At 65.2% G+C, this 12,819-nt stretch carries 11 protein-coding genes; all 11 read right to left on the bottom strand.

Annotated features, from left to right (window positions below; translation table 11 throughout):
* Positions 1-17: 17 nt before the first annotated feature.
* Positions 18-2,204, bottom strand: coding sequence for a xanthine dehydrogenase family protein molybdopterin-binding subunit (locus tag CR103_RS01405; RefSeq protein WP_099914200.1), 2,187 nt, complete (start codon positions 2,202-2,204; stop codon positions 18-20).
* Complete coding sequence (locus CR103_RS01400) at positions 2,201-2,713, bottom strand: (2Fe-2S)-binding protein (RefSeq protein ID WP_099914199.1); 513 nt, start codon at positions 2,711-2,713, stop codon at positions 2,201-2,203. Before CR103_RS01400 ends, CR103_RS01405 begins: the two co-directional genes overlap by 4 nt.
* A 116-nt stretch (positions 2,714-2,829) precedes the next feature.
* On the bottom strand, positions 2,830-4,881 hold the full coding sequence (gene paaZ / locus CR103_RS01395) for a phenylacetic acid degradation bifunctional protein PaaZ (protein WP_099914198.1): 2,052 nt from the start codon (positions 4,879-4,881) through the stop codon (positions 2,830-2,832).
* Between the two features lie 124 nt (positions 4,882-5,005).
* Positions 5,006-5,602 (bottom strand): phenylacetic acid degradation protein PaaY, encoded by a 597-nt coding sequence (locus CR103_RS01390; RefSeq protein ID WP_099914197.1) that lies wholly within the window; start codon positions 5,600-5,602, stop codon positions 5,006-5,008.
* Between the two features lie 39 nt (positions 5,603-5,641).
* A complete protein-coding gene (locus CR103_RS01385; RefSeq protein ID WP_099914196.1) occupies positions 5,642-6,370 on the bottom strand; it encodes an ABC transporter ATP-binding protein in 729 nt (242 codons plus the stop codon).
* Between the two features lie 18 nt (positions 6,371-6,388).
* Positions 6,389-7,144 (bottom strand): ABC transporter ATP-binding protein, encoded by a 756-nt coding sequence (locus CR103_RS01380; protein ID WP_099914195.1) that lies wholly within the window; start codon positions 7,142-7,144, stop codon positions 6,389-6,391.
* Position 7,145: 1 nt separating this feature from the next.
* On the bottom strand, positions 7,146-8,087 hold the full coding sequence (locus CR103_RS01375; protein ID WP_099914194.1) for a branched-chain amino acid ABC transporter permease: 942 nt from the start codon (positions 8,085-8,087) through the stop codon (positions 7,146-7,148).
* On the bottom strand, positions 8,084-8,959 hold the full coding sequence (locus CR103_RS01370) for a branched-chain amino acid ABC transporter permease (protein ID WP_180279237.1): 876 nt from the start codon (positions 8,957-8,959) through the stop codon (positions 8,084-8,086). Before CR103_RS01370 ends, CR103_RS01375 begins: the two co-directional genes overlap by 4 nt.
* 36 nt (positions 8,960-8,995) lie before the next feature.
* Complete coding sequence (locus tag CR103_RS01365; RefSeq protein WP_307719659.1) at positions 8,996-10,120, bottom strand: ABC transporter substrate-binding protein; 1,125 nt, start codon at positions 10,118-10,120, stop codon at positions 8,996-8,998.
* Between the two features lie 80 nt (positions 10,121-10,200).
* Positions 10,201-11,430: a 3-oxoadipyl-CoA thiolase gene (pcaF, locus tag CR103_RS01360; RefSeq protein WP_099914323.1), complete on the bottom strand. Its 1,230-nt coding sequence runs from the start codon at positions 11,428-11,430 to the stop codon at positions 10,201-10,203.
* A 64-nt stretch (positions 11,431-11,494) separates the two neighbouring features.
* Positions 11,495-12,808 (bottom strand): phenylacetate--CoA ligase PaaK, encoded by a 1,314-nt coding sequence (gene paaK, locus CR103_RS01355; RefSeq protein ID WP_099914191.1) that lies wholly within the window; start codon positions 12,806-12,808, stop codon positions 11,495-11,497.
* Between the last annotated feature and the right edge of the window lie 11 nt (positions 12,809-12,819).

The raw sequence follows: 12,819 nt of genomic DNA, 5'->3' as shown, positions 1-12,819 counted from the left end.
CAACAATGCATCCTCGGCTACGCCTTCAGGCTATGGTTCTTGAGCGGCAGGTCGCGCACGCGCTTGCCGGTGGCAGCAAAAATCGCGTTGAGCACCGCCGGCGCGGCCACCGCGATGGTCGGCTCGCCGACCCCGCCCCAGAAGCCGCCCGACGGCATGACGATGGTCTCGACCTTGGGCATGTCGGCAAGCAGCATCACCGGGTAGGTGCTGAAGTTGTCCTGCTCCATGCGGCCGTTCTTGACGGTGCACTCGCCAAACAAAGCCGCCGACAGGCCGTAGACGAAGGAACCCTCGACCTGCGCCTCGATCTGCTGCGGGTTGACCGCGTGGCCCGAATCGGTGGCCGCGACGATGCGGTGGATCTTGAGCTTGCCGGCCTTGTCGACCGAGACCTCGGCGCAGGCGGCGACGTAACTGCCGAAGCCCATGGTCTGCGACAGGCCGCGAAAGACACCCTTGGCCGGCTTCTTGTCCCAGCCGACGCGCTGTGCCACCGCATTTAACACCGCGAGGTGCTTTGGGCTATTGACCATCAGCTTGCGGCGCAGCGCCAGCGGGTCCTGCTTTGTGGCGTGCGCGATTTCGTCGATAAAGCACTCGAGGTAGACCGCGTTCTGGTTCAGGTTCACGCCGCGCCAGAAGCCGGCCGGCACCGGCGGGTTGCGCATCGCATGGTCGACCAGCAAATTGGGGAAGGTGTAGCCGATCGAGGCCTCCGGCCCCGGCGCGTTCAGGCCCTGGAACACCACCGGGTCCTTGCCGTCCTTGATCGACTGCGGCGCTACCGATGCCAGGATCGACTGGCCCGAGATGCGCATGTGCACACCGGTAATCTCGCCCTTGGCGTCCAGCCCGGCAGTCATCTTGCACTGGGTGACCGGATGATAGCGTCCGTGCAGCATGTCTTCTTCGCGCGACCAGATCAGTTTGACGGGCGTTCCCGGCATCGCCTTGGCGATCTCCACCGCCTGGCGCACCCAGTCGTGCACGGCGCCGCGCCGGCCGAAGCCGCCGCCCAGGTGCAGTTTATAGATTTCGCACTTGGCGGGCGGCAGGCCGGCAGCTTCGGCCGCCGCCGCCAGCGCAGCCTCGCCGTTCTGGGTCGGGGTCCACACCTCGCACAGTTCCGGCGTCCACCTGGCGGTCGCGTTCATGGTTTCCATGGTCGCGTGGTTCTGGTACGGGTACGAGTACACCGCTTCGACCTTGCGTACCGCGCTGGCGATGGCGGCGCGCGCGTCGCCGTTCTGGTTGCCGATGACGGCGTCATCGGCAACCAGCCCGGCTTTCAAGGTGGCCGCGATGTCAAGACTGGACAGCTTGGCGTTCGGCCCCTCGTCCCAGACGATCGGCATCGCCTCCAACGCGCTGCGCGCGCGCCACCAGGTGTCGGCCACTACCACCACCGCGCTGTCGCCGATCTGCAGCACCTTCTTGATGCCGGGGCGTTTTTCGATCGCGGCGGCGTCGAAGCTTTTGACTTTGCCGCCGAAAACCGGGCAGTCCTTGATGGCGGCGTTGAGCATGCCCGGCATGGTCAAATCCATGCCGTAGACCTGCGAACCGTTGGTCTTGTTGACGGTGTCCAGGCGGGCCAGGCGCTTGCCGGCCAGCTTCCACTGCGCCGGGTCCTTGAGTGCGATGTCGGCGGCGGCGGGTGGCGCCAGCTTGCCGGCGGCGCTCGCCACCTTGCCATAGCTGGTCGTGCGGCCGGACGGGGTATGCGTGATGACGCTGTTGGCGGCCACGCATTCGGACGCCGGCACCTTCCATTCGGCAGCGGCGGCCTGCACCAGCATCATGCGCGCGCCGGCGCCGCCCTTGCGCACGTACTCGTGCGAGTCGCGCATGCCGCGGCTGCCGCCGGTCGAAAAGCTGCCCCATACGCGGTTGCGCGCCAGGCTTTGGCCGGGGGTCGGATATTCGGTCGTAACGCGGCTCCAGTCGGCGTCCAGCTCCTCGGCCACCAGCTGGGCCAGGCCGGTCAGCGTGCCCTGCCCCATCTCGGAGCGCGCGATGCGGATGACGATCGTGTCGTCGGGTTTCACGACAACCCAGGCGTTGATTTCCGGCTTGGCAGGCAAATCCTGGGCTGCAGCCTCGCCGCCAAAGGGAATGTGAAAGGCCAGCACCAGGCCGGCGGCGCCGGACGTTTTCAAAAAGCCGCGACGGGAAGGCGAGGCGATAGCAGGGCAGCTCATGCCTTGCTCCGTTCGCTGCGTTCGACGTGTTTAATTGCCAGGCCCGCGCTCTTGACATCGCCGCCCGCGGCGACGACCTTGATGGCGGCGCGCACACGGTTGTAGGTGCCGCAACGGCAGATATTGGTCATCGCGCTGTCGATGTCGGCATCGCTCGGTTTCGGTTTCTGTTTGAGCAGGGCGCTAGCGGCCATGATCATGCCGGACTGGCAAAAACCGCATTGCGGCACGTCGAGCGCGGCCCAGGCCTTCTGCACCGGATGCGAGCCATCCTTCGACAGGCCTTCGATCGTCACGATCTTTTGCGTGGCGGTGACGGTGAACACCGGACGCACGCAGGTGCGGGTCGGTTCGCCATCGATATGCACCGTGCAGGCGCCGCACTGGGCAACGCCGCAGCCGTATTTGGTACCGGTCAGGCCAAGCTGCTCGCGCAGCACCCACAGCAGAGGCGTGTCATCCTCCGCTTCGAATTCACGCACCATCCCGTTGACGTTCAGCTTCGCCATGCAGCGCTCCTTTTGTAATTATTTGAGGAAAGACAATTCGGATATTACACGGATTTTTTCGTGCCTGCGCGGGGCGCCGCCGACGTCAATACAAGGTGCGCCGTTTTAAACGAATACTACGAGCGCTTCATCACCAGTGTCAAAATGTCGTAGCTGGCTACCAGCTCTTCGTGTTGGTTGGTCACTTGCACGTCCCACGCCACCACGCCCTGGCCGACGCCTTTTTCATCGACGCGGTTGCGGTCGACCTTGCGCTTGCACGTCAGGCGCGCGCGGATGGTGTCGCCGATGCCCACCGGGGTGATGAAACGCAGGTTGTCGAGGCCGTAGTTGGCCAGCACGGGACCTGGCGCCGGCGAAACGAACAGCCCGGCGGCGGCCGACAGCACGAAATAACCGTGCGCGATGCGCTTGCCGAACTGCGAATCCTTGGCCGCGATCTCGTCGAAGTGCATATAGAAAAAGTCGCCCGAGATGCCGCCAAAGCCCACGATGTCGGCCTCGGTCACGGTGCGCCGGTGCGTCAGCAGCGAGTCGCCCATGTCGAGGTCTTCGAAATATTTGCGGAACGGGTGCAGTTGGCTCTCCTGCACCGCGGCGCCGCGCACGTATTCGCCCGTGACGGCGGCGAGCATGGTCGGCGAGCCCTGGAGGGCGGCGCGCTGCAGAAAGTGGCGCACCGCGCGGATGCCGCCGAGTTCCTCGCCGCCGCCGGCGCGGCCCGGGCCGCCGTGCTTGAGCTGGGGCAGCGGCGAGCCGTGGCCGGTCGAGTCGACCGCCGCTTCACGCTCGAGTACCAGCACGCGGCCGTGATACGCCGCCAGGCCAGGGACCGCGCGCGCGGCAATCATAGGATCCTTGGTGCACAGCGTCGACACCAGGCTGCCCTTGCCGCGCGCGGCCAGCGCCACCGCTTCGCCGATGCCGGAATACGTCATCAGGGTGCTGACCGGGCCGAACGCTTCGACGTCGTGCACGGCGTCGTTGCTCATGGCGTTGCGGCACAACAGCAAGGTCGGCGCAAAGAAGGCGCCGTTGGCGCAGCCTTCGCCGACTGGCGCAAAGCCGTCGCGCGCGCCGAATACGATTTCGTTGCCTTCGGCGAGCATGGCGACTCTTTCGCCGACGTCGCGATGCTGATCCATCGACGCCAGCGCGCCCATCCGCACGCCTGCCATTCTCGGGTCGCCGACGACGATCTTTGCCAGCTTCTCGCGCAGCCGTTCGGCCACCGCATCGACCTGATTCTGCGGCACGATGATGCGCCGAATCGCCGTACATTTCTGGCCGGCCTTGCCGGTCATTTCGCGCGCCACTTCCTTGACGAACAGCTCGAACTCCGGGTCGTCCGGCGTGACGTCGGGCCCGAGGATGGCGCAGTTGAGCGAGTCCGCTTCGGCGGTGAACGGCACCGAGTTGGCCAGCAGGTTTCTATTGGCGCGCAGTTTGAGGGCGGTGTCGGCCGAACCGGTGAAGGTCACCACGTCAGCCCCGTTCAGACGGTCGAGCAGGTCGCCGGTGCTGCCGATCACCAGCTGGAGGCTGCCCTCGGGCAGCAGGCTCGATTCCGTCATCATGCGCACCACCGCTTCGGTCAGGTAACTCGTGGCCGTGGCCGGCTTGCCGATGCACGGCATCGCGGCCAGAAAACTGGGCGCAAATTTTTCAAGCAGGCCCCAGATCGGGAAATTGAATGCGTTGATGTGCACCGCCAGGCCGCCGCGCGGCACCAGGATGTGGGTGCCGGCAAAGCCGCCGCGCTTGCCGAGCGCAAGCGCCGGGCCTTCGTGCAGCACGTTCGACGACGGCAGCTCGCGACTGCCCATGCTGGCAAACGCGAACAAGGTGCCGATGCCGCCTTCGACGTCGACCCAGCTGTCCGCGCGTGTGGCGCCGGTGTGGCGCGAAATCTCGTACAGCTCTTCCTTGCGGCCCATCAGGTACACCGCCAGCGCTTTCAGGCGCGCGGCGCGGGTCTGAAAGTCCAGTGACATCAGGGCAGGCACGCCGGTCTTGCGGGCGTAGACGACGGCCTCGTCGAAATCGATTTTCTCGGCGTGGGTGTGGAAAATAAGCTGGCTGTCGATGGCGCTGTGCAGCGGCATATGCGCCTCTTTGCCGAGCCAGCGGCCGCCGATCAGGCTTTGCAGGGTTGAGATGTTGGTCATGGCGGTTCTCCAAATTCGTAAATGACGCAGGGGTTGACGCAAAGTCAACCCCAGTACTTCCGGTCGCGGGCACTACCTCAATCGGGGTCAGACCCCAACGGCACAATCGGGTCTGACCCCTGGCTTAAGCTTTTGGCTTGTGCATGTCGAAGCCGAACTCGATGCGCTTGCGGCCAGGCTCGACCTCATCGTGCGAATCGACTTCGCGCATGGTCTGCATCGAGCGCACGACCAGTTCGTGGTACTGTTTCGTGCCGAAACTCTTCCACGCGATTTCCTTCTCTTCGAGCGCGCGCACCACCTTCGCCGGCACCCCCATCACCATGCTGCGCGGCGGGATCACCATGCCGGCCTTGATGAAGCTCATCGCGGCGATGATCGAGTCTTCGCCCACCACCGCCTGGTCCATCACCACCGCGTTCATGCCGACCATCGCGTTGCGCTTGATGCGGCAGCCGTGCAGCACCGCGCCGTGGCCGATATGGCCATCGACTTCGACCACCGTGTCGTCGCCCGGAAAACCGTGCATCACGCAGCAGTCCTGCAAGTTGGCGCCCTCTTCCAGCACCAGCCGGCCGAAGTCGCCGCGCATCGACGCCAGCGGACCGACGTAGCAGCGCGGGCCGACGATGACGTCGCCGATCAGCACCGCGCTCGGATGGACGTACGCCAGCGGATGCACCACCGGGGTGACGCCATTGATTTCATAGACCTTGACCATGCCGTGTTCTCCTTGTTACATGCCGGGTTACATGCCGGGTTACATGCCTAAATAGGCCGATTGCACCTGCTCGTTGCCCAGCAGTTCGGGGCCGGGGCCAGACAGCACGATGGCGCCGGTTTCGATGACGTAACCGACGTCGGCAATCGCCAGCGCCGCGTGGGCGTTCTGCTCGACCAAGAAAATCGTGATGCCCTCGTCGCGCAAGCCTTCGACGATGCGGAAGATGTCGCGGATCAGGAGCGGCGCCAGGCCCATGCTCGGCTCGTCGAGCAGCAGCAGCTTCGGGTGGCCCATCAGCGCGCGCGCCATCGCCAGCATCTGCTGCTGGCCGCCCGACAGCATGCCGGCCACCAGCAGGCGCTTTTCCTCAAGCACCGGGAACAGCGCGTAGACCCGTTCCAGGTCGCCGGCCAGTTCGGTTTTGGGCCGCGTGTAGGCACCCAGGCGCAGGTTGTCTTCAACCGACATCGGGCCGAATACCTGGCGCCCTTCCGGCACCTGGCAGATGCCGGCGCGCACGCGCTGGTCGGGGCTGGCGCGGGTGATGTCGACGTCCCCAAACGCGATGGCGCCGCCGCTTACCGGCTGCACCCCCGAGATCGCCCGCAGCAAGGTGGTCTTGCCGGCGCCGTTGGCGCCGACCAGCGCCACCAGTTGCCCCTGGCGCACGTCGATGTCGATGCCGTGCAGCGCCTGGATCGGACCGTAATGGCTATGCAGGGCCCGGATTTGCAGCACTGGCGGCGCGCTTGAAAAATCTCGCATCTGGTTTCCTTTTTCCCGTTACGCCGGGGCGCCAAGATAGGCGGCAATGACGTCGGGGTTGGCGCGCACTTCGGCGCCGGTGCCGACCGCGAGCGTCTTGCCGTAGTCGAGCACCAGGATATGCTCCGACAGGTTCATCACCAGTTTCATGTCGTGCTCGACCAACAGCACGGTGACGCCAGACTGCGCGATTTTGCGGATCAGTTCCTCGATCTCGCCCGTTTCGGTGTGATTGAGGCCGGCGGCCGGTTCGTCCAGCAGAAGAATTTTGGGACTGGCCGCCAGCGCCCGGGCGATCTCGAGCCGCTTGAGGGCGCCGTACGGCATCTGGCCGGCGTCGGCATCCTTGTACGCTCCGACGCCGACAAACTCCATCAGCCGTGCCGCTTCCGCGCGGCATTGCACGTCCATCCGGCGCACCGCCGGCAGGCGCAGCATCGAAGCGAACAGGTTCTGGTTCAGGCGAAGATGCGCGCCGACCATGACGTTGTCGATCGCCGTCATGTTCATGCACACCTGGAGGTTTTGAAAAGTGCGGGACAGGCCGCGCCGCGCCAGCGCATCGGGCGCTAGGCCGGCGACGTCTTCGCCGTTCAACATGATGCGGCCCGACGTCGGCGCGTAGATCCCGCTGACCAGGTTGAACAGCGTGGTCTTGCCGGCGCCGTTGGGGCCGATCACCGAATGGATCGCCCCTTCGCGCGCCGTGAACGACACGTCCTGCACCGCGTGCACGCCGCCGAAGCTCTTGCTGAGATGTTCGATGGTCAGCATGTCACTTCCTGCGCGATCGCAGGCGCTGTGCGATGCTCGGCACCAGTCCTTTGGGCATGAAGATCATGGTACCCATCAAGATCACGCCGAACACCACCACTTCCCAGCCTTCGAACGCCTGCAGCAACTGCGGCAAGATGGTCAGCAGCGCGGCGCCGATGATCGAGCCAAATACCGACGCCATGCCCCCTACCACCACCATCGTCACCAGTTCGATCGAGTGGAAAAAGCCGGCCATGCCGGGCGTGATAAAACCGATGTAATGGGCGGAAATCGAGCCGGCGATGCTGGCCACTACCGCCGACAGCACGAACACGCGCACCTTGAACCTGGTGGTGTCGACGCCGGCCACGCGCGCGGCGATCTCGGAACCATGGATCGCCTGCAGCGCGCGGCCAACCGGCGAATCGATCAGGTTCAGCGCCAGCCACGTCATCAACAGCAGCAACACGGCCGCCACGATGTACCAGCTGGTTTCGCCGGCGATGGTGATGCCGGCCAGCGCGAATGCCGGCACCGACATGCCATCGGGCCCGCCGGTCCATCGCCCTTCATTGTTGATGACGATCGATATGATGATGCCCAGGCCCAGCGTGGCCATCGCCAGCGTGTGCCCTTTCAGTTTGAGCACCGGCCGCGCCAGCACCCACGCCAACAGGCCGGTGGCAAGCGCGCCGGCGGCCAGCGCTGCCAGCGGCGGCCAGTCGAAGTGGGTGGTGAGCGCTGCCGAGGCATAGGCGCCGAGACCGTAAAAGCCAGCGTGCCCGAGGCTGATCTGGCCGGTGTAACCTATCAGCAGATTGAGCGCGATGACGACGATGGCGTTGAGCGCGATGCGGATCGCGACGTCGACGTAGAAGGCGTTCGGCAGCACCAGCGGCAGCACCGCCAGTACCAGGGCGAGGATCAATAAACCGCGGTGCCGTGATTGCAGACACTTCATACGCGCTCCGACAGCTTGGCGCCGAACAGGCCGCGCGGCATAAAGAACAGGATCAGCAGGATCAGCACAAACGGCACCGCATCCTTGTATGACGACGAAATGTAGCCAGCCGTCATGGCTTCGGCGATGCCGAGGATCAGGCCACCGGCGACCGCGCCGACGCCGCCGCCAAGTCCACCCAGCACCGCGGCCACAAAACCTTTCAGGCCCAGCATGATGCCGGCGTCGTAAGAGGTGTAGGTGATCGGCGCGACCAGGATGCCGCCGACGGCGCCGAGCAGCGCCGACAGGCCGAACGACAGCAGCAGCACGCGCCGCGTGTCGATGCCGACCAGCTGCGCGGCCAGCTTGTTGTGCGAAGTTGCCAGCATCGCCTTGCCGAGCAGGGTGCGGCCAAAAAACCAGGCCAGGGCGCCGACAATGGCCAGCGTGACGCCCAGCACCCACAGGCTTTGCGGCAGCAGGCTCGCGCCCAGCAGCACGATCGGCGTGTCACCCGAAAACGGCGCCAGCGAATGGGTGCCCTTGCCCAGCCAGATCTGCACCAGGCCGCGGATCGTCAGCGACGCCCCGATCGTGATGATGATCAGGCTGACCACCTGCGCGTTCCTGGCCGGTTCGATGACCGATTTCTCCATCACCAGCCCGACCACGGCGGTGGCGACGACGGCGCCGACGATCGCCAGCGGCATCGGCACGCCGGCGCCGGCCATGATGGCCGCCAGCATCCCGCCCAGCATGATGAACTCGCCCTGGGCGAAGTTGATCACGCCGCTGGTGTTGTAGATGATCGTGAAGCCCAACGCGGCGAGCGCATAGCTTGATCCGACCGTCATTCCCGAATACAGGAACTGGAGGAATTGAGGAAGCATCGAAGTATCGTCCATGGGGTGTGGGTAACTACCGCTTTATTTCAGCAGCTGCCAGTCGCCGTTCTTCACTTCGACCATGCGGAACGCCGACAAGTCCAGTCCCATGTGGTTAAGCGGCGACATGTTAAAAACGCCGGTAGTACCGACGAAGCCCTTGGTACTTTCCAGCGCCGCGCGCACCTTCTCGCGGTCGGTGCCGCCGGCGCGCTTGATGGCGTCGACCGACAGGTTCAGGGCGTCGAGGGCGTAGCCGCCGAAGGTCGACGGCTCCGTCTTGTAGCGCTCTTTGTAGGCCTTGTCGTAGTTGGTAACGACCGGCTTTTGCGCGTCGCCCGCAGGCAGCGCGCCGGCGATCAGCAGCGCCGGCGTCGGCAGGCGTACGCCTTCGGCGGCCTTGCCCGACAGTTTCAGGTATTCATCCGAGGCGACGCCGTGCGACTGGTACATCGGGAGGCTTGCCATGGCAAGCTGGCCGTAGTTCTTGGTGACGACCGCCGGCCCCTGGCCCAGGCCGAATACAAACAGGGCCTGTACGCCGGGCGCGCTCTTGATGCGGGTCAGCTGCGCCGTGATGTCGGTGTCTTTCGGGCCGTAGGTTTCATCGGCCACCAGCGTGATGCCGTATTTGGCAGCGACAGCCTGGGCTTCCTTGCGGCCGGACGCGCCGAAGCCGCTGGTTTCCGACAGCAGGCCGACCTTGTTGATGCCGCGTTTTTTCATGTCCTCAAATACTTTTTCGGCCGCCATGCGATCGGTGTGCGGCGTCTTGAACACCCACTTCTTGACCGGATCGATCACCACCACGGCGCCGGCCAGCGAAATGAACGGCAGGCTGGCTTTCTCGACCAGCGGCGCCATCGCCATGGTCGCGCCGGTGGTGGTGCCGCCGATCAGCACGTCGACCTTGTCGGACTCGATCAGGCGCTTGGTAAAGCTGTTGGCTTTGGCGGCGTCGCTGCCGTCGTCGTAGTGCACCAGTTCGAGCTTGCGGCCGAGGACGCCGCCTTCGGCGTTGATTTTCTCGACGTACAGCTGCAGCGTTTTCAGTTCAGGGTCGCCGAGGAATGCGGCCGGGCCCGACACCGACAGCACCGAGCCGATGCGAATCGGATCGGCGGCCGACGCGGCGGCAGCGCAGGCGCCGGTTGCGGCGGCGGCCATGGCTGCGAACAGGACGGTTTTCTTGAGTATGGGGTTGAACATTCTTGTCTCCTCGGGGGTGGTTGTTTTAATAAAAACGATCAAACGCGTTCGATGATCATGGCAATACCCTGGCCGACGCCGATGCACATGGTGCACAAGGCGTAGCGCCCGCCTGTGCGGTGCAGCTGGTTGACGGCGGTGGTGATCAACCGGGCGCCGGAAGCGCCGAGCGGGTGGCCGAGGGCGATGGCGCCGCCGTTCGGGTTGACGTGAACGGCATCATCGGGCAAGCCGAGGTCGCGCATCACCGCCAGGCCCTGGGCGGCGAACGCTTCGTTCAATTCGATGACATCCATCTGGCCGATCGAAAGTCCCGTCTGCGCCAGCACTTTTTTCGACGCCGGCGACGGGCCGAAGCCCATGATGCGCGGCGCCAGGCCGGCAGTGGCCATGCCGACCACGCGCGCGCGCGGGGTCAGGCCGAAGCGCGCGGCGGCGCTGCCTGAGGCGATCAGGATGGCGCAGGCGCCGTCGTTTACGCCCGACGCGTTACCGGCGGTGACGCTGCCGTCGGCCGTCACAACACCCTTGAGCCTGGCCAGCATCTCGATGGTGGTGTCCGGGCGCGGATGCTCGTCGGTGTCGAACTGGCGCGACTCACCTTTTGATCCACCTTTTGATTCACCTTTCTTCTGGTGCACCGTGACGGCGACGATCTCGTCCTTGAAAAAGCCGGCGGCGTGGGCCGCGGCCCAGCGCTGCTGGCTGCGGATGGCGAACGCATCCTGGTCGGCGCGGCTGACGTTGAATTCACGGGCGACGTTTTCGGCCGTCTCCGGCATCGAATCGATACCGTATCGCGCTTTCATCAGCGGATTGACGAAGCGCCAGCCGATGGTGGTGTCTTCGATCTTGGCGGCGCGCGAAAATGCGCTGTCGGCCTTGCCCATGACGAAGGGCGCGCGCGTCATCGACTCGACGCCGCCGGCGATGATCAGGTGGGCTTCGCCGGCCTTGATGGCGCGCGCGCCCATGCCGACCGCGTCCATGCTCGAGCCGCACAGGCGGTTGATGGTGCTGCCCGGGACGTCGACCGGCAGGCCGGCCAACAGGCCCGCCATGTGGGCGACATTGCGGTTGTCTTCGCCGGCCTGGTTGGCACAGCCGTAATAGACGTCGTCCACCAGCGACCAGTCGACGCCGGGATTGCGGGCGATCAGCGCCGCGATCGGCAGCGCGGCCAGGTCGTCGGCGCGCACGGTGGCGAGGGCGCCGCCAAAGCGGGCGAACGGGGTGCGGATGGCGTCGCAAATGAAGGCGTCGGTAATCTGGGTCACGGTCTGCTCCTGGTACTTGAAAGGGTTACGATGGTTACTGGTTACTGGTTACTGGTTATGACTTGGTGCGCTTGTCGATCACGCGCCTGGCCTTGCCGGTAAGGGTGCGCTCGATGCCGTTGGCGGCCATCAAGGTCACGCGGGTAGTGACGCCGACAAAGGTCTTGATCTGGTGTTCGAGCTGACGGCACAGGGCCTCGACGCTGTCTTTCGACTGCGAGTTCTCGCGCAGCTCGGCAAGCACGTCGAGCTTGTCGAGGTGGCCGTCGCGCCAGACCACCAGCTGGTAATGCGGCGCCAGCAGCGGCATTTTGAGGATCAGCTCTTCGATCTGGGTCGGGAACAGGTTGACGCCGCGGATGATCAGCATGTCGTCCGAGCGCCCGGTGATCTTGCCCATCCGGCGCATCGAGCGCGACGTCGGCGGCAGCAGCCGGGTCAGGTCGCGGGTGCGGTAGCGGATCATCGGCAGCGCTTCCTTGGTCAGCGACGTCAATACCAGTTCGCCGTCCTCGCCGTCGAGCACCACTTCGCCAGTCTCGGGGTTGATGACTTCAGGATAAAAATGGTCTTCCCAGATCACCGGGCCGTCCTTGCTTTCGATGCATTCGCTGGCCACGCCCGGCCCCATCACTTCGGACAGGCCGTAGATATCGACCGCGTCGATGCCGGCGCGTGCTTCGATCTCGCCGCGCATGGCGTCGGTCCACGGCTCGGCGCCGAAGATGCCAACGTTGAGCGAAGAATCGGCCGCGTCGAGCCCCTGGCGGGAAAATTCTTCGATGATGTTGAGCATGTACGACGGCGTCACCATGATGATGTCCGGCTTGAAGTCGCAGATCAGCTGGACCTGTTTCTCGGTCTGTCCGCCCGACATCGGGATCACCGTGCAGCCGAGCCGCTCGGCGCCGTAATGCGCACCCAGGCCGCCGGTGAACAGGCCGTAGCCGTAGGCGACGTGGACCATGTCGCCGGGCCGCCCGCCCGAGGCGCGGATCGAGCGCGCCACCACGCCGGCCCAGGTGTCGATGTCGTTTTGCGTGTAGCCGACCACGGTAGCCTTGCCAGTGGTGCCGCTCGAAGCATGGATGCGCACGACTTTTTCGCGCGGCACCGCGAACAGGCCGAATGGATAGTTCTCGCGCAGGGTCTTTTTTTCGGTGAACGGGAATTTGGCGAGGTCGGCCAGCGACTTCAGGTCGCCCGGGTGGACGCCGGCGGCATCGAACGCGGCACGGTAATGCGGCACGTTGTCGTAGGCGTGCTTGAGCGTCCACTTCATGCGCTCGAGCTGCAGCGCTTGCAATTCGTCGCCGCTGGCGCGCTCGATCGGCTCCAGGTCGCCTGGTGCGGGAATGCGTTGAACCATGTTGTCTCCTC

It is taken from the genome of Massilia psychrophila (genome assembly GCF_002760665.1).
Taxonomy (GTDB): domain Bacteria; phylum Pseudomonadota; class Gammaproteobacteria; order Burkholderiales; family Burkholderiaceae_D; genus JAFCUW01.
This window is presented reverse-complemented; position numbering and strand designations above follow the sequence as displayed.

Excerpts from the sequence above, each read along its gene's own strand:
- CR103_RS01405 (WP_099914200.1), bottom strand. The coding sequence starts at position 2,204 with ATGAGCTGCCCTGCTATCGCCTCGCCTTCCCGTCGCGGCTTTTTGAAA.
- CR103_RS01400 (WP_099914199.1), bottom strand. The coding sequence starts at position 2,713 with ATGGCGAAGCTGAACGTCAACGGGATGGTGCGTGAATTCGAAGCGGAG.
- paaZ (WP_099914198.1), bottom strand. The coding sequence starts at position 4,881 with ATGACCAACATCTCAACCCTGCAAAGCCTGATCGGCGGCCGCTGGCTC.
- CR103_RS01390 (WP_099914197.1), bottom strand. The coding sequence starts at position 5,602 with ATGGTCAAGGTCTATGAAATCAATGGCGTCACCCCGGTGGTGCATCCG.
- CR103_RS01385 (WP_099914196.1), bottom strand. The coding sequence starts at position 6,370 with ATGCGAGATTTTTCAAGCGCGCCGCCAGTGCTGCAAATCCGGGCCCTG.
- CR103_RS01380 (WP_099914195.1), bottom strand. The coding sequence starts at position 7,144 with ATGCTGACCATCGAACATCTCAGCAAGAGCTTCGGCGGCGTGCACGCG.
- CR103_RS01375 (WP_099914194.1), bottom strand. The coding sequence starts at position 8,087 with ATGAAGTGTCTGCAATCACGGCACCGCGGTTTATTGATCCTCGCCCTG.
- CR103_RS01370 (WP_180279237.1), bottom strand. The coding sequence starts at position 8,959 with ATGCTTCCTCAATTCCTCCAGTTCCTGTATTCGGGAATGACGGTCGGA.
- CR103_RS01365 (WP_307719659.1), bottom strand. The coding sequence starts at position 10,120 with ATGGCCGCCGCCGCAACCGGCGCCTGCGCTGCCGCCGCGTCGGCCGCC.
- paaK (WP_099914191.1), bottom strand. The coding sequence starts at position 12,808 with ATGGTTCAACGCATTCCCGCACCAGGCGACCTGGAGCCGATCGAGCGC.